This window comes from Streptomyces sp. NPDC057638 (genome assembly GCF_042800315.1).
Taxonomy (GTDB): domain Bacteria; phylum Actinomycetota; class Actinomycetes; order Streptomycetales; family Streptomycetaceae; genus Streptomyces.
The window spans coordinates 1-18,786 of the sequence record NZ_JBHVHF010000152.1 but is presented as its reverse complement, the minus strand read 5'-3'; the positions used below and the strand labels follow the sequence as shown (position 1 = coordinate 18,786).

The following is an 18,786-nucleotide window of genomic DNA, read 5'->3' as shown; positions in this document are numbered from 1 at the left end:
GGGCACGGTCCTGTTCCGAGGGCGGGCGCGGTTCCCGTGGCACCGTCCGGCGAACCGTGCAAACGGAGTCACCGCTACCGCCCAGGGGCACGGGCCCCTGCTCCGGGACCCTGATTCCCCACCGCCCAACGACCCTGATGAACAACGTCGTTGCTGAAGAAAATCGCATTGGTCTATACCTTGACTCGCACCCGGCGGGGGCGGTTCAGTGTGCCGTACACCCCGCGACGGAGTGCCCGTGGTCGACCCGGCCAACCGGGCTGATCAGGCATGTCCGTTGACGTATGAAAGGGACGAGCGCGTGCTCAAAGAACGTATGAAGGCACTGATGGTCGGCGTGGTCGCGGCAGGGTCGCTCGCGGCGACCGTGCTGGTGCCCACCGCCACGGCCTCCGCCGCCACCCCGGCGGACGAGTGTGCCGCGGCGCCCACCTGGGCGGCCGGTGCCAACTACCAGAAGGGGGACATCGTCAAGTACAGCGATGGCTCCGTCTACATCGCTGAGCGGGCCAACCCGGGCTACAACCCGGTGGCGAGCACCTACTACTGGGACGCCTACAGCTGTGGCAGCGGTACGGGGAACCCCAACCCGAACAGCTTCGTGGTGAGCGAGGCCCAGTTCAACCAGATGTTCCCGCGGCGGAACCCCTTCTACACCTACAAGGGCCTGACGGACGCCATGAAGGCGTTCCCGAAGTTCGCCCACACCGGCACCGACACGATGCGCAAGCAGGAGGCCGCGGCCTTCCTCGCGAACGTCAGCCACGAGACCGGTGGGCTGTACTACATCAAGGAGATCAACGAGGCCAACTACCCGCACTACTGCGACCGGACCAAGCCGTACGGCTGCCCGGCGGGTCAGTCGGCCTACTACGGGCGCGGCCCGATCCAGCTGAGCTGGAACTTCAACTACAAGACCGCGGGTGACTGGCTCGGCATCGACCTGCTGAACAACCCGTGGCTGGTGGAGACCGACCCGGCCGTCGCGATGATGACGGGTCTCTGGTACTGGAACACCCAGAACGGTCCCGGTCCGATCACCGCCCATGACGCCATGGTGAGCGGTGCGGGCTTCGCGCAGACCATCCGCGCGATCAACGGCACGCTGGAGTGCAACGGCGGTAACCCCCGCCAGGTGGAGAGCCGGGTCAGCCGGTACAAGCAGTTCACCCAGATCCTCGGGGTGCCGACCGGCGCCAACCTCTACTGCTGAGGCAACGGCGCTGATCCGCCGCTGAGAACCGTGCCGCGGGGGAGGTCACGACCCTGACCGGCCCCTCGGGGAGGCACGGAGGAGAACGGCGACAGTACGGTGGGCCGGGGAGCGTCGCTCCCCGGCCCATCAGTGTGTCGGTGTGTCGGTCAGGCCGCTTGGTCCGCCGCCGCCTTGATGACCTCGACCTTCTTGTCACCCGCGGTCTTGGTGGCGTGGGCGGCCGAGGCCGTGCCGAGCAGGATGGCGGCCGAGGCGAGCACGGCGGAGACGGCGGTGGCGACGCGCTTGGCGTTCATGGAACCCCCTGGGGTGCGGTGCGTGGTGACGGGAAGCCTGCCATCGGTGGATCACCGGGGACAAGCCTCGCGGTGCCCGGGGCTCAGGCCCCGGCCCCCCGCTCCGGGGACGCCGCCGGGATCAGAACCTGACCTTCCAGCTGACCGTGGAGGACAGGGTCTCGCGGATCTTCGGGTCGCGCACGGCCGTGGTGCGGTCGTCGACGGTGACCGACAGGGTGTGCGGACGCAGATCGAGCAGCCGCGGCAGCAGGGAGGAGACGCGGACCGTGGCCTTCCCGGCGGCGAAGCGCAGCTCCTTGCCATCCAGGAACCAGCGGATCCGCAGCTGCTTGCCGTCGGCGCCGGTCAGCCGGGGCACGGAGACCTTCGCGCTCTGGCCCAGCCGCAGGGTGCGGTCGGTGCGCACCAGCGAGGTGGCGACCTCGGCGTGCCGGTAGAACCCGGCGATCATCGCCTCGACGCCCGGCAGGTTGAAGGGCTTGTCGACCGCGCGCATCATCGAGTTCTCGGTGGGGCGGTAGATCCCGGAGACGAAGTAGTTGCCGCCCTCGTAGGTGCCGACGGTGCCGCCGTCGGGCGAGGTCTCGCCGAGCCAGCGGTGCCACTTGACCCGCTGGGCGGCCATGTCCGTCGCGGTGAGCAGCGAGCTGTTGGAGTCGGCGGGCTCGGCTCCCTCGTACCGCTCGTAGCCCGGCGTGCCGGGGTAGAAGTACTCGTCGGCGAGCTTGCCGAGGGAGTGGCCGGTCTCGTGGATGGCGACCTGGCCGGACTTGGCGTTGCCCGCGGAGGCGGTGGAGATGCCCTCGTAGCCGTAGGTGGCGCTGGGCTGGTTGTAGCCCGCGCCGCCGTACTTCTGGCTGTTGGCGAGGACGACGACGAGATCGGCCTCGGGGGCCTTGGCGACATAGCCGTCGACCTTGGTCTGGTCGATGCAGAGCAGCCGCTCGATGTCAGCGCACCAGAAGTAGGAGCCGAGGGCGGTGTCCCGGACGGTGGCGCGGTCCGGGTCGCCGGTGACGCCGGACTGGCGGGAGACGGCGTCGACCGTCCAGACATTGAAGAGGTTCTGGTACGTGGTGTAGGGCTCGACCTCCGCGAGGGCGCCCCACATCGCGCGGGCGTCCTGCTGGAACTTGGGCAGTTCGGCGGCGGTGTAGCCGTCGCCCAGGACGACGATGTCGAGCCGGTCGGCGGTGGAGCCGCTGCCGACGATGCGGGTGACCTCGCCGTCGGCGGCCCGCTGCGTGGCGGAGAGCCGGGGGGCGGGCCGGTCGCGGCCTTCGGCGGGGACGAGGATATGGCCGGAGCCCGCGGCGGTACCGCGCTCCGGGCCCGGTATCTCGACCTCGACCTTCGGCCCGTCGGCGCCCGCGGCCACCGGGGCGGCGACCGCACCGGGCGCGAGGGCGAGGGCGGCGGTGACGGCACCGGCCAGACCGGCGGCCGTCACGGCTCTGCGCAGCGTCGAGCGCATGGAAGCCTCATTTCACGTTCGGGTGAACCCACGGAGTTAAGTGGGTTAGTAAATGGCTTGAACTGGATGCTTAAGTTAGGGGCGCCGGCCAGGGGTGCGCAATGGCCCGCCGGCACCCAATACTGGGCAGTTCGAGCTACCAGGGGGTTCCCATGGACCAACCGGCCGAGATCGGGCGACGGGTACAGAGGCTGCGCACCGCGCGCGGACTGACACAACGGCAGCTGGCGGAACCCGCCTACACACCCGCCTATGTCTCCACCCTGGAGGCGGGCAGGGTACGACCGTCCGAGACGGCGCTACGCCATCTCGCCGAACGGCTGGGCACCAGCTACGAGGAACTGACCACCGGCCGGGCGCCCCATCTCGCCACCGAACTGCGGCTCGGCCTCACCGACGCCCAGCGGGAACTGGCCACCGGCTCCGCCGACGAGGCCGCCGTCCGCTACCGGCGGCTGCTCACCGACGCCGAACACCTGGGACTGCCCGCCGAACGGGCCGAGGCCCTGCTCGGACTCGGCGAATGCGCGCTGGAGACCGGCGATCTGGACCCCGCGCGACGCCACTTCGAGGCCGCCGAGAAGCTGCTGGCCGACGAGCCGCTGCCGCGCCGGGCGCGCGCCGTCCGGGGCCGCGCGGTGGCCCATCTGCTCGCCGGGGAACTGCGGTACGCCTGCTACCTGCTGGAATCCGCCATCGACGAACTGACCAGCAGCGGACTCGGCGACCCGGAGGCGCTGCTCTTGCTCCACGCCGCCGTCATCGGGCCCTATATCGACATGGGAGCGCACGCGCGGGCCGCGCACGCCGCCGAGTTCGCGCTGTCACTGGCCCCCCGGGTCAGCGATCCGGCGCTGGTCGCCAGCCTGCACCGGCAGGTGGCGCGCACCTTCCTCGCGGAGGGCCGCACCGCCGACGCCGACGCCTCCCTGGCCGAGGCCCAGTCGATCTACCGCCAGCTGCGGCTCCGTACGGAACTGGCGCACTGCCACTGGATGCGGGGCTATGTCCAGGCGCAGGACGGCGACCTCGCCACGGCCGAACGCGAACTGCGCACCGCCCGCGAGATGCTCACCGCCAAGCGCGCGGCCCTGTTCACCGCGCAGGTCGAGGTGGAACTCGCCGACGTGCTGCGCCGCCAGGGCCGGTATGACGAGGCCGCCGAGATGCTCGCCGCCCTGCTCGACCTGGACGAGGCGCACGGCGCGGTCCACGCGGGCGGGGCGCACCGGCTGCTCGGGCTGATCGCCGAGGAGCGCCAGGAGCTGGAGACGGCCGAGGAACACTACGTACGGGCACTCGCGCTGCTGGAGCGCAGCGGCGCCAGTGGGGACCTGGCGGACCTCTGCCGGCTCCTCGGCGATCTGCTCCGGCGCACCGGCCGCACCGAGGCCGCGCTCGATGTCTACCGCACGGGTCTGGGCCATCGCGCGGCGCCGGGCACGACGACGCTGGGACCGAGCCCGGCGCCGGTCCGCCTGACGCACTGACCACCGGGCCCGCGCGGACGCCGTACGGGAGCGCCGGTGGCCCTCCTCAGGGCGTCACCCGCCGTGGACGAGACGGCCGTCGCGGGCGATGACCCGGCCCGCGCGGACGACCATCCCGGGCGCGGGGCGGTCCACGACGGCCTCCGGCAGGGACGCGACCGGCAGCAGCACGAAGTCGGCCGGGTCGCCGGGGGCGAACCCGGCGCGGGACAGACCGAGCAGCTCGGCGCCGCCGTGGGCCACCAGGTGGTAGCAGGCGGCGAGCTCCGCGTCGGTGCGGGCGTCGGTGCGGTACGCGAGCAGATGGGCCCGGTGGACCATGTCGGCGTCCCCGAAGGGGCTCCACGCGTCGCGCACCCCGTCGGAACCGGCCGCGACCCTGACCCCGTGGCCGGTCAGGGCGGCCGTCGGCAGCACCGGATCGGCGCCCAGCGCACACGTGGTCAGCGCGATGTCCGCCTCGGTCAGCCGGGCCGCGACATCGGCCAGTTCGGTGCCGGGCAGGTCCGCGAGACAGAAGACATGACTCAGGGTGACCCGGCCGCCGAGACCGGCGGCGGTGGTGCGCCGGGCGACCTCGATGACCTGACGCACCCCGTCGGGTCCACCGTCGTGAAGATGGATGTCCAGCGGGACCCCGTACCGCAGCGCCAGGTCGAAGAGGAGATCGAGATGGCCGTCGAGGTCGCCGTCGACCCCGAGCGGGTCGAGACCGCCGAGGATGTCGGCGCCCTCGGCGAGCGAGCGCTCCAGGAGTTCGGCGGTGCCCGGCCTGCTCAACAGGCCGAGCTGGGGGAAGGCGACGATCTGGACATCGAGCAGATGGGTGCGGGCGTCGGCCGCCGCCCGCACCCCGTGGACACCGCCGAGTCCGTGCACCGGGGAGACGTCGACATGGGCCCGCATGGCCCGGGTGCCCCGGGCGGCGGCCTGGTCCATCAGCGCGCCGGAGCGCTCCTCGACCGTGCCGGGAATCCGCTCCCGGGCCCGTACGTCGCCGTCGATCAGGTCCTTCAGGGAGTGCGCGGGCTCACGGCTGAGCCAGGGACCGCCCCAGGTCGTCTTGTCCGGGTGGATATGCGCGTCGACCGGCGACGGCAGGGCCAGCGCGCCCGCCGCGTCCACGGTCACCGTGCCGTCGGGCAGCGGCCCGGTGCCGTCACCGGTGATCAGTCCGTCGACCACGAGGAGATCACGGAGGAGCCCGTCCTCGGTGCGGACGGCGGTGAACAGGACGGGCGTGGTGGACGTCATGGTCCGTCGGACTCCTTGCTGCGGAGGTGCGTTCAGCGGGGGCGCGGGGCAGGGCTCAGGGCGCGCCGTCGCCGACCTTACGGTGGCTCATATCGCGCTCCTCGGGGCGGGTGGGGCGGCCGGGCACCGGCGTACGGCATCCGGGCCCGCGTTCGGTCATCGGTATACCAGAACCCGGTGAGCGGACGGTGGTGCGGGTCAGGGTGCTTCTGCCGGACCAGGCGGGGCGGGGGAACGGGCCCGGGCGCGGAGGGCACTCGCCCAGGCCGGGCGGGGCACCCGCACCCGGGCCGCCAGGGCCGAGGACTGGGTGCACCCGGCCGAGGCCACAGAGCCCAGGGCATGGGGGGCACCCGGCCCAGGCCGCAGGGCCCAGGCTGCGGGCACCACCCGGGCCGCAGAGCCCAGGGCATGGGGGCACCCGGCCCAGGCCGCAGAGCCCAGGCTGGGGGCACCACCCGGGCCGCAGGGCCCAGGGGGAAGGTCACCCGCAGATCCGCGAGAGACGCCTAACCCCCGGCGGGTACGCGGTGCTCCCCCAGCCAGCGCTCGGCGTAGGCGACGGCGTCGGCCAGCGGGAAGAGCCGGGCCCGGGCCCGGCCCACCGTCCCGTGGACGACGGGGCCCTGCCCCTCGAAGTCCGCGCCGAGCCGCTCGAAGTCCTCCTCGTCCACGGCCACATCGCGGACGGTGACCCAGCGGCGGCCCTGAGGCGTCTGCACCGCGAAGGAGTTGTCGTCCAGCGGGGGCGAGGCGAGCCGGTACTCGGCCAGATGGAAGGCCGAACAGCTGTCGTAGTCCGCGCCCAGCAGCAGGACCCGCGCCCCGGCCTCCTCCAGCCGGGCCAGCGGACTCTCCTCACCGAACATGCAGTCGAGCGCGTGTCCGGCGGTCAGGGTGCGGGCACGCGGGCCGATGGCGGTGAACGACGTCTGCGGATGGTCACTGCGGACGGCACCCGGCCAGGTGCGGACGGTCTCGGGGATCAGGCCGACGCCCCGGGTGGGTGTGGTGCGCGGATCGTACGCGGGCATCGTGGCGCGGATCTCGTCCCACCACGCGCGGGGCACCGGGGGCGCGATCCAGCCCGCCGGATCGGAGTTCTCGGTGGAGTGGGTGGGGACCACGAGCGTGCCGTCCGGACCGAGGACGTCGAGCAGGGCCCGTACGACGGTCGGGGCACCGCCGCAGACCCACCCCAGCGCGCTGAGGGAGGAGTGGACCAGCAGGGTCTCTCCCGGGGCCGCGCCGAGTGCGCGCAGGTCGGAGCTGAGGGAATCAAGGGTACAGAGGGGACCATGAGGTGGTTGAGAGGACATGGTGGCTGAGTCTGCCTCCTCGTACCGGCGACGACGAACGGATTTCTCCCCGCTGGTGGCGGGCCGCCTCCTGCCCGAAGCCCCGGCGCTCTGGACGGCGCGGCCCGGCGGGGCCCGGTCGTCGGCCGGCTCAGCGGACGGATCCCGGCGGCAACGACCTGGCGCTGCCGGAGCCGGGGCGCCAAGGAGGTGCGGATGGCCGGGGGTACGGATGGGGACACCCCACGGCATCCGTGAGCGGGGCTCACGCCGCCAGCAGCGGCTCCAGGGTGCCGAGGGCCTCCCTGAGGGTCAGGGGCCGGACGGCGCCGGGGACATGGGGGCCCGCCCAGCCCGGTCCCGCCGTCACCAGGACGGGGTGGGTACGGGCCCCGCGTACGCCCCAGGTGATCGCGGCGCAGTGGCGGGCGAGCACGCGGTTGGCGGTCGTACGGGACTGGGACCACAGGACGACGGCGGCGGGCCCGGTGGCGCGCACCGCGCAGTCCAGGGCCTCGGCGGGCAGGGCCGCCCCGAACATCCTGACCGGGTGGCCGTGCGCGGCCAGCGCGGCCCCGAGCGCCTCCAGCGGGAGGGTGTGCCCCTCACCGGGGACACAGGCGAGCAGGACGGGCGGCCCCGGGCGTTCCGGCACGGGGACCGTGTGGCGGCGCAGCGCGCAGGAGACCTGCCAGGAGAGCAGGTGCTCGACCGCCACATGACGTTCACCGAGCCGCTGCCAGGCCCGTCCGACGGCCATCAGGGTCGGCACGATGATCTCGCTCCAGGCGGTGACCAGACCGTGCTCGGTCACGGCGGAGGTGAGCGCCACCTCCACGGCGTGGGCGTCGAGGCGGCGGGCGGCACGGGCCAGGCCCCGGCACTCCTGACGCGCGGAGTCGGGGGCGAGCGCCGGGAGCGCGGCGACCCGCTGGGGCGGCACGCCGGGCGCCGGGCCATGGGCGCGGGCGAGGGCGAGGCGAGCGGCCTCGGCGGGCGCCAGTCCGGTTCCGGTCAGGGCGCACATACGGTCGAGGACGGCGAGGTCGTCGGCGGTCCAGCGGCGGTGCCGGCCGCCTTCGTGGCGGGCGGGTCCGATGCCGTAACGCCGGTGCCAGGAACGCAGGGTGGTGGGGGCGACGCCCAGACGGCGCGCGACGGCGCCGGTGGTGAGACCCGCGTCCCGGGCGTCATCCGGCTCACTCGGGGTGGTCACCGGGCGATCCTACGCGGCCACGCGGTGTGGTCACATCCGGCGGCGAGCGCGGTCAGGGCGCGCCAGACGACGCACAAACGACGCGTGTTGAGCGCCCGGCGGGGGCGGGCCGAGACTGTTTCCCCGTCCCGGGGCGCCCCCGTCGCCCCGGGCCGGGTGTCTCCCCCCGCCGTGGTCAGGAGCGTGTCCGCGCCTCCTGGAAGCGGGCGAGCCCGTCCGTGAGGGACACCAGCGGCTCGGGGTAGTCCAGGGCGGCGCGCTCCTTCTCCGGCAGCCGCCACGGCTGGTGGATGTCCGGGGCGGTGAGCCCGGCGAGTTCGGGCACCCAGCGGCGCACATACGCGCCGTCCGGATCGAACCTCCTTGCCTGGGCGACCGGGTTGAGCACCCGGTTGGGGCGGGTGTCGGTGCCGGTGCCCGCCGCCCACTGCCAGTTGAGCTGGTTGTTGGCCAGGTCGCCGTCGACCAGGTGGTCCAGGAAGTGCCGGGCGCCGACGCGCCAGTCGGCGTAGAGGGTCTTGGTGAGGAAGCTGGCGGCGAGCAGCCGCCCCCGGTTGTGCATCCAGCCCTCGTGCAGCAGCTGGCGCATCGCCGCGTCGACCAGGGGGTATCCGGTGCGGCCCGTCTTCCAGGCGGCGATGTCCGCCTCGGCCGCGCGCCCGCTGCGCCAGTGGTCGCCCCGGTCGCGGTAGTCGTCGGCCGCCGACTCCGGCCGGGCCGCGAGGACCTGGTGGTGGAAGTCGCGCCAGCAGAGTTGCCGGACGAAGGCCTCCGCGCCCGGTCCGCCGCGCCCGCGGGCCCGGTGGACCAGTTCGGTGGCGGAGAGGGCGCCGAAGTGGAGGTAGGGGGAGAGCCGGGAGGTGGCGTCGCCCGCCAGATCGTCGTGGCGCTCCTCGTACGCGTCGATCCCCCGCCGCAGCCAGGCGCTCATCCGCCGCCGCCCCGCGCGCTCACCGCCCGGAGGGAGCGCTGGGGCCGTGGCGCCCGAGCGGGCCGGTGCTCCGGGGGCCGTACCGTCGCGGGCGTCACCGGCGAGAGCGGCGGGGACGCTGATCCGGCGGGGTGCGGCGAGCGGGTCGCGGGGGCGCTCCTGGGACCAGCGGCGGAAGTAGGGCGTGAAGACGGCGTAGTGGTCGGAGCCGGAGGGCGTCACCGCGCCGGGCGGCACCACCGTGACGACGGCGTCATGGACCACGAGCGCGCACTCCCGTTCCGCGAGCGCCGCGCGCAGCCGCTCCTCCCGCAGGGCGGCGTACCGGCTGACCCCGGCCGCCAGGTGGACCTCGGTCGCCCCCGTCTCCCCCACCACGGCGGCGACCTCGTCGGCGACCCGGCCGGTGCGGACCACAAGCCGTCCGCCGCGCTCGCGCAGCCCGGTGTCGAGGTCGGCGAGGCAGTCGGCGAGGAAGGCGCGGCGGTTGGGCACGTCGAAGCCCACCGCCCGGACGTCGCTGTCCTGGACGAACAACGGCACCACCTGGTCGGAGCGGTCCAGCGCGGCGCGCAGCGGCGGATGGTCATGGAGTCGCAGATCCGAGGTGAACAGGACGACCGACACGGTCATGGCGCCACTCCTGGGTATTCGCGGGTGCGCCCGGCCCGCTCCGGCGCGCCACGAGGGAACGCGGTACAGCGGGGACGGGGCAGGGTTGGCGCGCCACCCTAGGGCACGCGCCGCGTCGATCGCATCAGAGCACGCGTCGGGCGCGCCGCCGTCAGCACGTCGCCGTCAGCGCACCGCCGTCAGCGCACCGCTTGAGGGTGCGCGTCCGGCGCGCCACTCAGGACACGCGTTCGGCACGCCACCTGGGGGCCGCGCCCCGCAGGTGTTCCCTTGCGCCCGTACCCGTCACCCGCACCACAGCAGGGTGCGCTCCCACCGCCCCCACCAGGCACGCGACCGTCCCACCGTGCGGCGGCCACGGGGTGGACCTAGCCTGGTCGGGGGTCCTCGGCCGGTGGGAGGATGCCATGAGGTGTGCACGGTGGCGTGGTGTGTGCGCGGCGCTGGCGGTGACGGCGTCGCTGATCGCACCCGTGGCGGCGGGAGTCGCGCCCGTAGCGGCGGGCCCGGTGGCGTACGCGGCGCCCGGTACGCGGACGGCGGGCGGTGTCTTCGCGGCGGCCGACCCGTCGCCCCTTCCCTCCCCGTCGCCGTCCGCCGAGGACGGCGCCTTCGCGGAACTGACGCCCGAGGTCGCGGCGCGTCTGGACGCCGCCGTGCGCCAGGTGATGCGGGAGACGGGCACGCCCGGGGTGACGGTGGGTCTGTGGGCTCCGGAGAAGGGCGAGTACGTACGGTCGTTCGGCGTCGCGGACAAGGCGACGGACGCGCCGATGGATCCCGGGCTGTTCACCCGGATCGGCAGCGTGACCAAGACCTTCACCGTGACCGCGCTGCTGGAGCTGGTGGACCGGGGCGAGGTGGGTCTTGACGACCCCATCGGACAGTACGTCGACGGGGTGCCGAACGGGGACCGGATCACCCTGCGCGAGCTGGCGGGCATGCGCAGCGGGCTCTTCAACTACTCCGAGGACGACTCGTTCGACAAGGCGCTCACCACCGACCCGGAGGGGTACTTCTCCCCACAGGAGTTGCTGAACTTCTCCTTCCGGCATCCGGTGAACTTCGCGCCCGGCGCCGAGTTCGAGTACAGCAACACCAATCTCATCCTGCTGGGGCTCGTCGTCGAGAAGGTCGGCGGGATCCCGCTGGACCAGTTCATCGAGCGGAACGTCCTGGAGCCCGCCGGGCTGGCGCACACCTCCTTCCCCTCGGGAACGGAGTTCCCCAGCCCGCACGCCCACGGCTACACCGACCAGACCGCGTCGGGCGCCATCGAGGACTCCACCGGCTGGAACAGCTCCTGGGCCTGGGCGGCCGGGGCGATGGTCTCCGACCTCCAGGATCTGCGCCGCTGGGCGCGGATCCTGGCGACCGGAACCCTGCTGGAACCGGCGACACAGGCGGAGCGGCTGAAGACCGGTCCGACCCCGGCCCCGGGGGTCGGCTACGGGCTCGGCGTCTTCGCGGTCCACGGCTGGGTCGGCCACAACGGGTCCCTGCCGGGGTACGAGACGGTGACCATGTATCTGCCGCAGGCGCGGGCGACGATGGTGATCCTGCTCAACACGGACGTCAGCCACGACGGGACGGAACCGAGCACGCTGTTCGCGACGGCGGTCACCGAGATCGTGAGCCCGGACCATGTCTACGAACTCCCGCAGAGCCCCACCGCGCCCTCCCGGTCCCCCGGTCCCAGCGCTCCGTCCCGGTCCCCCGCCGCCCCGTGAGGCGTGGCCCGCGCGCCGGTTCCGATCGCTCCCTCTGTGCCGTGTCGGCGCGCGGCACAGAGGGAGCGCGTCACGGCGGCACGGACGCCGGTACGGTGTCGCGCCTCCGGATGCCTCACCCGGGGCGGCCAACCCATCCGACCGGCCGGGGCACCGCCGCCACCCACGGGCGGCGGGCGACCCGCCGTCTCAGCGCTTGATGCCGACGAGGCCCCACTGGTCGACCGGGTCGCCGGTCGGCGGCTCGTCGGGCCGCCACCCGCTGATGGACCCGAAGCCGGGCTCGACCAGGTCGAGGCCGTCCGCGAAGGAGCGCAGCAGGTCGGCGGGGCGGGAGATATACGGCCGGGCTCCCCCGCTCGCGTACTCCTCCGACGCGGCACGGGACTCGGGCGTCTCGATGGTGTCGCAGAGGATCAGCGCGCTGCCCGCCGGGAAGGCGCCGAGGTAGTCGCGGATCAGGGCGGCGGCGTGGGCGTCGTCCGTGATGTGTCCGAGGGTGGAGAGGAGCATCACCGCGACCGGACGGTCGGCGTCGAGGGTGGTGAGCGCCTCGCGGAGCACGGTCTCGGTGTCGTTGAAGTCGGCGTGGACGTAGTTCGTGGCGCCGTCGGGGTGACCGACGAGGAGGGCGCGCGCGTGGGCGAGGACGATCGGGTCGTTGTCGACGTAGACGATCCTCGCCTCGGGGACGGCCCGCTGGGCGACCTCGTGGGTGGAGTTGGCGGTGGGCAGTCCGGTGCCGAGGTCCAGGAACTGGCGGATGCCGTGTTCCTCCGCCAGATAGCGCACGGCGCGGGCCTGGAAGCGGCGTGACGCCCGCGCGATGTCGACGATCTGCGGGTAGCTCTCCTCCAGCCGCGCGCCCAGCGCCTGGTCGACCGCGTAGTTGTCCTTTCCTCCGAGCCAGAAGTTCCACACCCGCGCCGAGTGCGGTGTACTCGTGTCAATCTGTTCCAGCAACGCCTGGGCCTTCTCCGCGTCCATGGGGGTGCCCCTCCGACTCTCCATGTCGTACGACCGTACGAGTAATCGCCTATCCTTCCTCACCCGTCACACGAGAGCCAAAACGGCTCGCGGAAGCGCAGCTACCGGTTCACTGTCCGATGGGTCGGCACGACATGGAGGGACATGCTCCGGTGGGACCGGACACGCCCCCGGCCCGTCCATTGACACCTCGTCACTCCCTCGGTTCACTCCGCCCAGGGGCCCGCTCTCCCCCCCGTCCCGCGCGGAGCGGCGGGGCCGGTCCGCGCACCGACCGAGCGAACGAGGTTCCCCATGGCCGTGCCCTCCCTGAACCCGCTGTCCTCGCGATCCACCGCCCGTGCGCGGCGAGGCGTCCTCCTCGCCGCCGTCACCCTCGGGTTCACCCTCTGTCTGCCCCAGCCGATGGCGACCGCCCGGGCCACGCCCCCACCCGGCCGGACGGTGGCCGCGCCCGTCTTCGAGGAGACCTTCGACGGCCCGGCCGGGGCGGCCGTCGACACCGGCCGGTGGAACACGGAGACCGGGGACAACGTCTACAACCACGAACGGCAGTACTACACAGCGGGCAACGCCAACGCCGCCCTCGACGGCCAGGGCCATCTGGTGATCACCGCGCGCCGGGAGAACCCGGCGAACTACACCTGCTGGTACGGCAGCTGTCAGTACACCTCGGCCCGGCTCAACACGGCCGGGAAGTTCGCCGCCGCCTACGGACGGGTGGAGGCGCGGATCAAGATGACCCGTGGACGGGGCGTATGGCCCGCCTTCTGGATGCTCGGCCACGACTTCGGACAGGTCGGATGGCCCGCCAGCGGCGAGATCGACATCATGGAGAACGTCGGGCACGAGCCGGGCCGGGTCCACGGCACCCTCCACGGCCCCGGCTACTCCGGCGCCGGCGGCGTCACCGGCTCCTACGACCTGCCCGCCGGTCAGGCGTTCGCCGACGCCTTCCACACCTTCGCCGTCGACTGGGCGCCCGATGTGATCACCTGGTCCGTCGACGGACGGGTCTACCAGCGGCGCACCCCGGCCGACCTGGGCGGGCGGTCCTGGGTCTTCAACAAGCCGTTCTTCCTGATCCTCAATCTGGCGGTGGGCGGTGACTGGCCCGGCGACCCGGACGGCTCCACCGTCTTCCCGCAGCGGCTCATGGTCGACCATGTCCGGGTCACGGCCACCGGTGGCCCGGGGCGCACCGGCGCCCTGACCGGTCTCGCGGGCAAGTGTCTGGACGTCGCGGGGGCCAGTCCGGCCAACGGCACCCCCGTACAGCTCTACACCTGCAACGGGACGGCGGCGCAGCGCTGGACCCTCGGTGACGACGGCACGGTCCGGGCGCTGGGGAAGTGTCTGGACGTGGCGGGTGGCCAGAGCGCCGACGGCACCCGGGTGCGGCTGTGGGACTGCAACGGCAGCGGGGCGCAGCGCTGGGCCTACAACGCCGCCGCCCGCGATCTGGTCAACATCCCCGCGAACAAGTGCCTGGACGTGCTGGGACAGAACCCGGCGGACGCCACCCCCACCCAGATCTGGAGCTGCTCGGGCAACCCCAACCAGAAGTGGACCCTGGTGGGCGGCTGAGTGGGGGCGGCGGGGCGGTCCGCCTGGGGCGGGGCCGGTCAGCGCGGCGGCTGAGCCGCCGGAGCGGTCAGCGCGAGGGCCGGGTCGCCGCGCCGGTCAGGACGGTGGGGCGGGACGCCGCGCCGGTCAGCGCAGGGGCCGGGAGGCGCGCGCGGCACCGCCCGTCGTACCGCAGAACTCCGCGCTCACGATGTCACCGTAGGCCCAGTCACCGTTCTGGTTGTAGGTGAAGGAGTGACGGCCGTCCTCGGTGGTGGCGGCCTCGGTCAGGGATCCGGCCGTACCGCCGCTGTGGCCCCAGATCTTCCGGTCGCAGGTGGTGCGCAGGGTGTAGAGACCGAGGCCGTACGAGCTGTACAGCTCGTCCTGCGGTGTGGGCACCCCCGTCTTCATCGCGGCCAGCGACTTCGGGGAGAGCAGCTCGCCGCGCATCAGGGCGCTGAGGAAGCGGTTGATGTCACCGGGGGTGGAGATCATGTCCCCGGCGGACCAGCCCCAGCTCATGTTGTGGGCGGTCACGTCGTAGACGGTGGTCGCGGCCGGGTCGAGGGAGAGCCTGGAGTAGCCGCGCCCGCTGGGCTGGGGCAGATGCGGGTTGGTGCGCGGCAGGCTGGTGGCGCGCAGCTTCAGCGGCTTGATGACGCGCTCGCGAATCTCGTGTTCGTAGCTGTTGCCGCCGACCTTTCCGATGATCAGCCCGGCGAGGATATAGCCGGTGTTGGAGTAGGAGTGGCGGGTACCGGGAGCGAAGTCCGGCCGGTGGGAGAGACCGACCCGGACCAGGTCCTCGGGGCGGTGGGTGTCGTAGCGGTGGGTGAGGAAGCCGGGCGCGAGCAGATTGCGCTGGACGAACGCCGCGTCACTGGTGTGGTCGAAGAGTCCGCTGGTGTGGTTGAGCAACTGCCGTACGGTGATCTTCCGTCCGTCGTTGCCGTTCCCCCGGACCAGCCCGGGGAGCCAGGTCTCCACGGAGTCGTCGAGGTCGAGCCTGCCCTCCTCCTCCATTTGGAGCAGGACGGTGGCGACGAAGGTCTTGGTGATGCTGCCGATACGGAAGCGGTCGTTGGTGCCGCGCGGTGTGCCGGTCTCCCGGTCGCCGACACCGGAGGTGGACTTCCAGACCCCCCGCGCGTCCTTGGCCCCGGCCTGGACCCCGGGGACGCCCGCCGCCACCACGGCGTCCATCGCGCGCTGGGTCGCCTGGTGCCCTGAGCCGCGCGGCTGTTCCCCGTCGGCCTGTGCCGGTGCCGCCCAGGCGGTGACCGCGAGCGCCGACGCGACGACCCCCACCGCCGCCGTCCGCATGATGCGTGCTGCTCCCATGAGCCTGCTCCTTCGTGAGGACGCGCCGCCTGGTCGGGACGGCGTGTCACCGGGGTCACCCGAGCGCGGTGAACCTCTGTCAGGAGGGAGGACCGTTCCGGGGAGCGGAGAGGTTGACCGCCGGGCGGCCGTTGGCCGAAGGCGTACGGGTGGCCGGTTCCCGCTCAGGGCGGGGCCGCCTTGGGCAACACGCGACCCGCGCGCGGAGGCGTGCGCGACCGGTGGCGCCCGTAGCGCCACGCCGGCCCGGAGGTGTCGGCACGGCCGTCCCCTCCTCTCGTACCATGCCGCGCGTCCACGTCGTACGCGGAGCCCGTTCCCGTCGTACGGCGCGAGGGGTGCGGCGGCGGCGAGAGGAGTACGGCGGCGGCGCGTGCTCAGAGGAGCTTGCGGGCCTCGTCGGCGGTGGGTTGTGTACCGAGGGTTCCCTCGTGGAGATCGCCGAAGACCTCGATGCGCAGCGACTCGGAGATACCGCCCACCCGGATCGGGTCGAAGCCCGCCGCGCTGATGAGATCGGCCACCGTCGCACCGGCCTCCAGGTCATCCGCCGCGTAGAAGGCGACGGCCCGCTCGGGCTCGCGGTGGGCGGCGTCGCGCAGGGTCCCGGCGAGCATGGTGCCGAACGCCTTCACCGGACGGGCGCCGTCCGGCAGCAGTGAGGCGATGACCACTCCGGACGACTGGTCCCGTGGGATGGTCTTGGTGAAGCCGCCCTGGCCGTCGGGCTCGATCGGGTTGGAGGGGTCGACGACGATCTTCCCCTTGAGGCGGTCCCCGTACCGGGCCACCAGCTCCTTGATCACGTCGAACCAGACGGCGAAGACGATGATGTCGGCCCGGCTGACGGCGTCATCGACGCTCACGGCGGTGGCCCCCTCGCCCAGCCGGTCGGCGAGCTCACGGGCCGATCCCAGCTCACGGCTCGCGACCAGGATGTCCTGCCCGCCGTCCACCAGGTCGGCCGCCAGCCGCGCCCCGATGTTGCCGGTGCCCACGATCGCCGTCGTCGCCATCGTCACTCTCCTGTCCGCTGAGGGGGCCATCGCCCTGAGCCAGTAGACCCGTGCGGCGGGCGGCGGGCATCCGGGCCGCGCCAAGCGAGTGAGACCGCCCGGGGTCCCGGCGGTCCGGGACCCCGGGGCTCGTCAGTGGCCCTCGGGTACCGGCTCCAGGACGAAGACGGGGATCACCCGGTCCGTCTTCAGCTGGTAGTCCGCGTAGTCGGGGTAGGCGGCCACCGCCCGCTCCCACCACTCGGCCTTCTCCGCGCCGGTGACCTCGCGGGCCCGCATGTCCTGAAGGACCGGGCCGTCCTGGAGCTCGACCCGGGGGTCGGAGACCACGTTGTGGTACCAGAGCGGGTGCTTCGGCGCACCGCCGAGCGAGGCCACCGCCGCGTACCGGCCGTCGTGCTCCACCCGCATCAGCGGTGACTTGCGGATCTTGCCGCTCTTGGCGCCCCGGGTGGTCAGCACGACCACCGGCATGCCCCTCAGGGTCGTCCCCTCGGTGCCGCCCGAACCCTCGATCTGCGCGACCTGGTCCCGGACCCACTGTTCCGTGCTCGGCACGTACTCGCCCTCAAGAGGCATGGTTCTCCGTCCTGTTCTCCGCTGGCGGGCACCGTCGGCCCACCGGGTGACTCCCATCCCACCGGTCCCGCCGACCGGGCGCAACGCCTTCGCAACCCCGGCCGTGGTCTCCTGCGGTAATGACCGAGACCGCGCGTGTGGAGCTGACCGAGACCGCAGCCGACCTCCTGCGCGAACTGACCGCCGCCCATGGTCCGCTGATGTTCCACCAGTCGGGCGGCTGCTGCGACGGCAGCGCGCCGATGTGTTACCCCCTGGGGGAGTTCCGCACCGGGGATTCCGATGTCCTCCTCGCCGAACTGCGGGTGGCGGGGGTCTCGCCGGGGATCCCCTTCTGGATGTCGAAGAGCCAGTACGCCCGGTGGAGCCACACCCGGCTGGTGGTGGATGTGGTCGAAGGGCGCGGCAGCGGGTTCTCGCTGGAGGCGCCCGAGGGGGTGCGGTTCCTCATCCGCTCCTATCTGGTGGGATGAGCCCGCGCCATTTTTCTGACGATACGTCAGGGGTGCAGTCCGCTGACCACCTCGGCGGTCGCCGCCACCCCCTCCTGGATGCTGGGAGCCATGCTGGTGCCCGCGAGGAAGAAGCCGAGCAGGGTGCAGGTGATCGCGTGTGACCACTTCAGGCCACTGCGCAGGAAGGTGATCGCGAGGACCACCAGCAACAGGACCACCGACATCGAGATGACCATGGCCAACCTCCTCCGCCGCGCCGGATTCGCGGCATTGGCCCGTAGTCTGGCGCAGGGCGGGGCGTCGGCGTCCGCACGGCACGTCGGCCGGACGGGTGGTTGCCGCGCTCGTAGCGCTCTGTCAGCTGCTACGGAGGAACCGGGCCAGGCCCGCGAGGTCATCCGTGTTCAGATGGTCGACCCCGGCGTCGAGCAGCTCACGCCAGAGCGCCTCCCGCGCGGCACCGGGCGCGTCGGGCGTCGCCCAGAACCGCAGCCGCCGCCCCCGCCCGTGCGCCTGGCCCACCAGTGCCCGCAGCCGCTCCCGCTCCACCGGGGGCATCGGGCCCACGCCCCGCCAGCCGAAGGTCTGGGTCCAGTTGGCCGAGACCAGGGGGATCAGCGAGGCCGGTGCCCCGCCGCCCAGATCATCGAGCCTGCCGTCGTAGAAGGCGTACCGGTGCCCCTGGGCCGCCAGGGGCCCACGGGCCGCCCGGTCACCGGAGACCACGGGCGTGACGGCCCTCCGCCGCACCCGCCCCCGCGCGTACCCGCTCAGCATCTCCCGGTAGGACCGCAGCTGACGGTCGAGTTCGCGATAGCACTCGACACCATCCGCCTTGATGTCCACCAGCAGCTGGAGCGACCCCCGCCACCCCGGGTACACGGAGCCCTGGTGGGACCGCACCCGGTCCAGCAGCGGATCGAGGTAGAGCGAACGCAGGGTACGGGTGGGGTCGAGTTCGGCGGGGGTGTGGGCGACCAGGAGATCGCCTCCGACGAGGAAGACATCGGCCTCCACGCTGGTGAACCCCTGGGCGAGCGCGTCACGCAGGGGCCGGGGATGCAGATAGTCGTTGTGGGCGTGGGCCTGTCGCAGCGGCCGGGGCCGGGGTGCCGCGCCCTCGGCGGCGCGGGCGAGCCGGGGCGTGACGAGGGTGGTCGCGAGCGTGGCGGTGAGAGTGGTCAGGGCTCTTCTGCGGGTCGCTGACACCGGCATGGCGATACCCCTCCTGGGTCCGTGAGGTGGAGCGCGCGTCCCCCGTCCGACGCGTCCGCTCACCACACGCGGCCGCGTGAGGC

17 protein-coding genes are annotated in these 18,786 nt (G+C 73.0%); 5 read left to right on the top strand and 12 right to left on the bottom strand.

Translation table 11 applies throughout. The features are described 5' to 3' along the window. The first annotated feature begins 316 nt into the window (after nucleotides 1-316). A complete protein-coding gene (locus tag ACFVIM_RS20595) occupies nucleotides 317-1,213 on the top strand; it encodes a chitinase (protein ID WP_384303210.1) in 897 nt (298 codons plus the stop codon). Nucleotides 1,214-1,362: 149 nt separating this feature from the next. Here the strand turns inward: ACFVIM_RS20595 and ACFVIM_RS20590 are convergent, their stop codons facing one another. After that, nucleotides 1,363-1,512 carry a hypothetical protein gene (locus tag ACFVIM_RS20590; protein ID WP_384303207.1) on the bottom strand — a complete coding sequence of 50 codons (150 nt, stop codon included), beginning with the start codon at nucleotides 1,510-1,512 and terminating at the stop codon, nucleotides 1,363-1,365. A 121-nt stretch (nucleotides 1,513-1,633) separates the two neighbouring features. Then, entirely contained in the window at nucleotides 1,634-2,989 is a 1,356-nt protein-coding gene (locus ACFVIM_RS20585; RefSeq protein ID WP_384303205.1) for a M64 family metallopeptidase, read from the bottom strand. A 152-nt stretch (nucleotides 2,990-3,141) separates the two neighbouring features. Between ACFVIM_RS20585 and ACFVIM_RS20580 the strand changes: the two genes are divergently transcribed. Further along, on the top strand, nucleotides 3,142-4,479 hold the full coding sequence (locus ACFVIM_RS20580; protein ID WP_384303203.1) for a tetratricopeptide repeat protein: 1,338 nt from the start codon (nucleotides 3,142-3,144) through the stop codon (nucleotides 4,477-4,479). Nucleotides 4,480-4,533: 54 nt separating this feature from the next. Here the strand turns inward: ACFVIM_RS20580 and ACFVIM_RS20575 are convergent, their stop codons facing one another. From ACFVIM_RS20575 to ACFVIM_RS20560, 4 genes are all read right to left on the bottom strand, one after another. Continuing rightward, nucleotides 4,534-5,733, bottom strand: a complete 1,200-nt coding sequence (locus tag ACFVIM_RS20575) for an amidohydrolase (protein ID WP_384303201.1) — start codon at nucleotides 5,731-5,733, stop codon at nucleotides 4,534-4,536. A 509-nt stretch (nucleotides 5,734-6,242) separates the two neighbouring features. Further along, the gene (locus ACFVIM_RS20570; RefSeq protein ID WP_384303199.1) at nucleotides 6,243-7,052 is read right to left on the bottom strand and encodes an aminoglycoside N(3)-acetyltransferase; all 810 of its coding nucleotides are present in this window, start codon (nucleotides 7,050-7,052) and stop codon (nucleotides 6,243-6,245) included. A 244-nt stretch (nucleotides 7,053-7,296) separates the two neighbouring features. Continuing rightward, complete coding sequence (locus ACFVIM_RS20565) at nucleotides 7,297-8,247, bottom strand: MerR family transcriptional regulator (RefSeq protein ID WP_384303197.1); 951 nt, start codon at nucleotides 8,245-8,247, stop codon at nucleotides 7,297-7,299. A 175-nt stretch (nucleotides 8,248-8,422) separates the two neighbouring features. Then, nucleotides 8,423-9,811 (bottom strand): cryptochrome/photolyase family protein, encoded by a 1,389-nt coding sequence (locus ACFVIM_RS20560; protein WP_384303195.1) that lies wholly within the window; start codon nucleotides 9,809-9,811, stop codon nucleotides 8,423-8,425. Between the two features lie 407 nt (nucleotides 9,812-10,218). Between ACFVIM_RS20560 and ACFVIM_RS20555 the strand changes: the two genes are divergently transcribed. Beyond that, on the top strand, nucleotides 10,219-11,541 hold the full coding sequence (locus tag ACFVIM_RS20555) for a serine hydrolase domain-containing protein (RefSeq protein WP_384303193.1): 1,323 nt from the start codon (nucleotides 10,219-10,221) through the stop codon (nucleotides 11,539-11,541). 189 nt (nucleotides 11,542-11,730) lie between these two features. Here ACFVIM_RS20555 and ACFVIM_RS20550 read toward each other — a convergent pair whose 3' ends face one another. Then, nucleotides 11,731-12,528, bottom strand: coding sequence for an SAM-dependent methyltransferase (locus ACFVIM_RS20550; RefSeq protein WP_384303208.1), 798 nt, complete (start codon nucleotides 12,526-12,528; stop codon nucleotides 11,731-11,733). Between the two features lie 294 nt (nucleotides 12,529-12,822). Between ACFVIM_RS20550 and ACFVIM_RS20545 the strand changes: the two genes are divergently transcribed. After that, nucleotides 12,823-14,115 carry a ricin-type beta-trefoil lectin domain protein gene (locus ACFVIM_RS20545; protein WP_384303191.1) on the top strand — a complete coding sequence of 431 codons (1,293 nt, stop codon included), beginning with the start codon at nucleotides 12,823-12,825 and terminating at the stop codon, nucleotides 14,113-14,115. 126 nt (nucleotides 14,116-14,241) lie between these two features. Here the strand turns inward: ACFVIM_RS20545 and ACFVIM_RS20540 are convergent, their stop codons facing one another. The 3 genes from ACFVIM_RS20540 to ACFVIM_RS20530 form a co-directional block, all read right to left on the bottom strand. Further along, the gene (locus ACFVIM_RS20540; protein ID WP_384303189.1) at nucleotides 14,242-15,438 is read right to left on the bottom strand and encodes a serine hydrolase domain-containing protein; all 1,197 of its coding nucleotides are present in this window, start codon (nucleotides 15,436-15,438) and stop codon (nucleotides 14,242-14,244) included. Between the two features lie 377 nt (nucleotides 15,439-15,815). Next, the gene (locus ACFVIM_RS20535; RefSeq protein WP_384303187.1) at nucleotides 15,816-16,484 is read right to left on the bottom strand and encodes an NADPH-dependent F420 reductase; all 669 of its coding nucleotides are present in this window, start codon (nucleotides 16,482-16,484) and stop codon (nucleotides 15,816-15,818) included. Nucleotides 16,485-16,586: 102 nt separating this feature from the next. Beyond that, nucleotides 16,587-17,033 (bottom strand): nitroreductase family deazaflavin-dependent oxidoreductase, encoded by a 447-nt coding sequence (locus ACFVIM_RS20530; protein ID WP_384303185.1) that lies wholly within the window; start codon nucleotides 17,031-17,033, stop codon nucleotides 16,587-16,589. A 119-nt stretch (nucleotides 17,034-17,152) separates the two neighbouring features. On the opposite strand from ACFVIM_RS20530, the gene ACFVIM_RS20525 reads away from it, so the two are divergent. Beyond that, nucleotides 17,153-17,506, top strand: coding sequence for a DUF779 domain-containing protein (locus ACFVIM_RS20525; protein ID WP_384303183.1), 354 nt, complete (start codon nucleotides 17,153-17,155; stop codon nucleotides 17,504-17,506). A 26-nt stretch (nucleotides 17,507-17,532) separates the two neighbouring features. Here ACFVIM_RS20525 and ACFVIM_RS20520 read toward each other — a convergent pair whose 3' ends face one another. Next, complete coding sequence (locus ACFVIM_RS20520) at nucleotides 17,533-17,724, bottom strand: hypothetical protein (protein ID WP_384303181.1); 192 nt, start codon at nucleotides 17,722-17,724, stop codon at nucleotides 17,533-17,535. A gap of 121 nt (nucleotides 17,725-17,845) precedes the next feature. Further along, nucleotides 17,846-18,703, bottom strand: a complete 858-nt coding sequence (locus ACFVIM_RS20515; RefSeq protein WP_384303179.1) for a phosphatidylinositol-specific phospholipase C/glycerophosphodiester phosphodiesterase family protein — start codon at nucleotides 18,701-18,703, stop codon at nucleotides 17,846-17,848. Nucleotides 18,704-18,786 lie beyond the last annotated feature (83 nt).

What these genes read in the sequence shown, in the direction of transcription:
- ACFVIM_RS20595 (WP_384303210.1), top strand. Translation starts at nt 317, where the DNA reads ATGAAGGCACTGATGGTCGGCGTGGTCGCGGCAGGGTCGCTCGCGGCG.
- ACFVIM_RS20590 (WP_384303207.1), bottom strand. Translation starts at nt 1,512, where the DNA reads ATGAACGCCAAGCGCGTCGCCACCGCCGTCTCCGCCGTGCTCGCCTCG.
- ACFVIM_RS20585 (WP_384303205.1), bottom strand. Translation starts at nt 2,989, where the DNA reads ATGCGCTCGACGCTGCGCAGAGCCGTGACGGCCGCCGGTCTGGCCGGT.
- ACFVIM_RS20580 (WP_384303203.1), top strand. Translation starts at nt 3,142, where the DNA reads ATGGACCAACCGGCCGAGATCGGGCGACGGGTACAGAGGCTGCGCACC.
- ACFVIM_RS20575 (WP_384303201.1), bottom strand. Translation starts at nt 5,733, where the DNA reads ATGACGTCCACCACGCCCGTCCTGTTCACCGCCGTCCGCACCGAGGAC.
- ACFVIM_RS20570 (WP_384303199.1), bottom strand. Translation starts at nt 7,052, where the DNA reads ATGTCCTCTCAACCACCTCATGGTCCCCTCTGTACCCTTGATTCCCTC.
- ACFVIM_RS20560 (WP_384303195.1), bottom strand. Translation starts at nt 9,811, where the DNA reads ATGACCGTGTCGGTCGTCCTGTTCACCTCGGATCTGCGACTCCATGAC.
- ACFVIM_RS20555 (WP_384303193.1), top strand. Translation starts at nt 10,219, where the DNA reads ATGAGGTGTGCACGGTGGCGTGGTGTGTGCGCGGCGCTGGCGGTGACG.
- ACFVIM_RS20550 (WP_384303208.1), bottom strand. Translation starts at nt 12,528, where the DNA reads ATGGACGCGGAGAAGGCCCAGGCGTTGCTGGAACAGATTGACACGAGT.
- ACFVIM_RS20545 (WP_384303191.1), top strand. Translation starts at nt 12,823, where the DNA reads ATGGCCGTGCCCTCCCTGAACCCGCTGTCCTCGCGATCCACCGCCCGT.
- ACFVIM_RS20540 (WP_384303189.1), bottom strand. Translation starts at nt 15,438, where the DNA reads ATGGGAGCAGCACGCATCATGCGGACGGCGGCGGTGGGGGTCGTCGCG.
- ACFVIM_RS20535 (WP_384303187.1), bottom strand. Translation starts at nt 16,484, where the DNA reads ATGGCCCCCTCAGCGGACAGGAGAGTGACGATGGCGACGACGGCGATC.
- ACFVIM_RS20530 (WP_384303185.1), bottom strand. Translation starts at nt 17,033, where the DNA reads ATGCCTCTTGAGGGCGAGTACGTGCCGAGCACGGAACAGTGGGTCCGG.
- ACFVIM_RS20525 (WP_384303183.1), top strand. Translation starts at nt 17,153, where the DNA reads ATGACCGAGACCGCGCGTGTGGAGCTGACCGAGACCGCAGCCGACCTC.
- ACFVIM_RS20520 (WP_384303181.1), bottom strand. Translation starts at nt 17,724, where the DNA reads ATGGTCATCTCGATGTCGGTGGTCCTGTTGCTGGTGGTCCTCGCGATC.
- ACFVIM_RS20515 (WP_384303179.1), bottom strand. Translation starts at nt 18,703, where the DNA reads ATGCCGGTGTCAGCGACCCGCAGAAGAGCCCTGACCACTCTCACCGCC.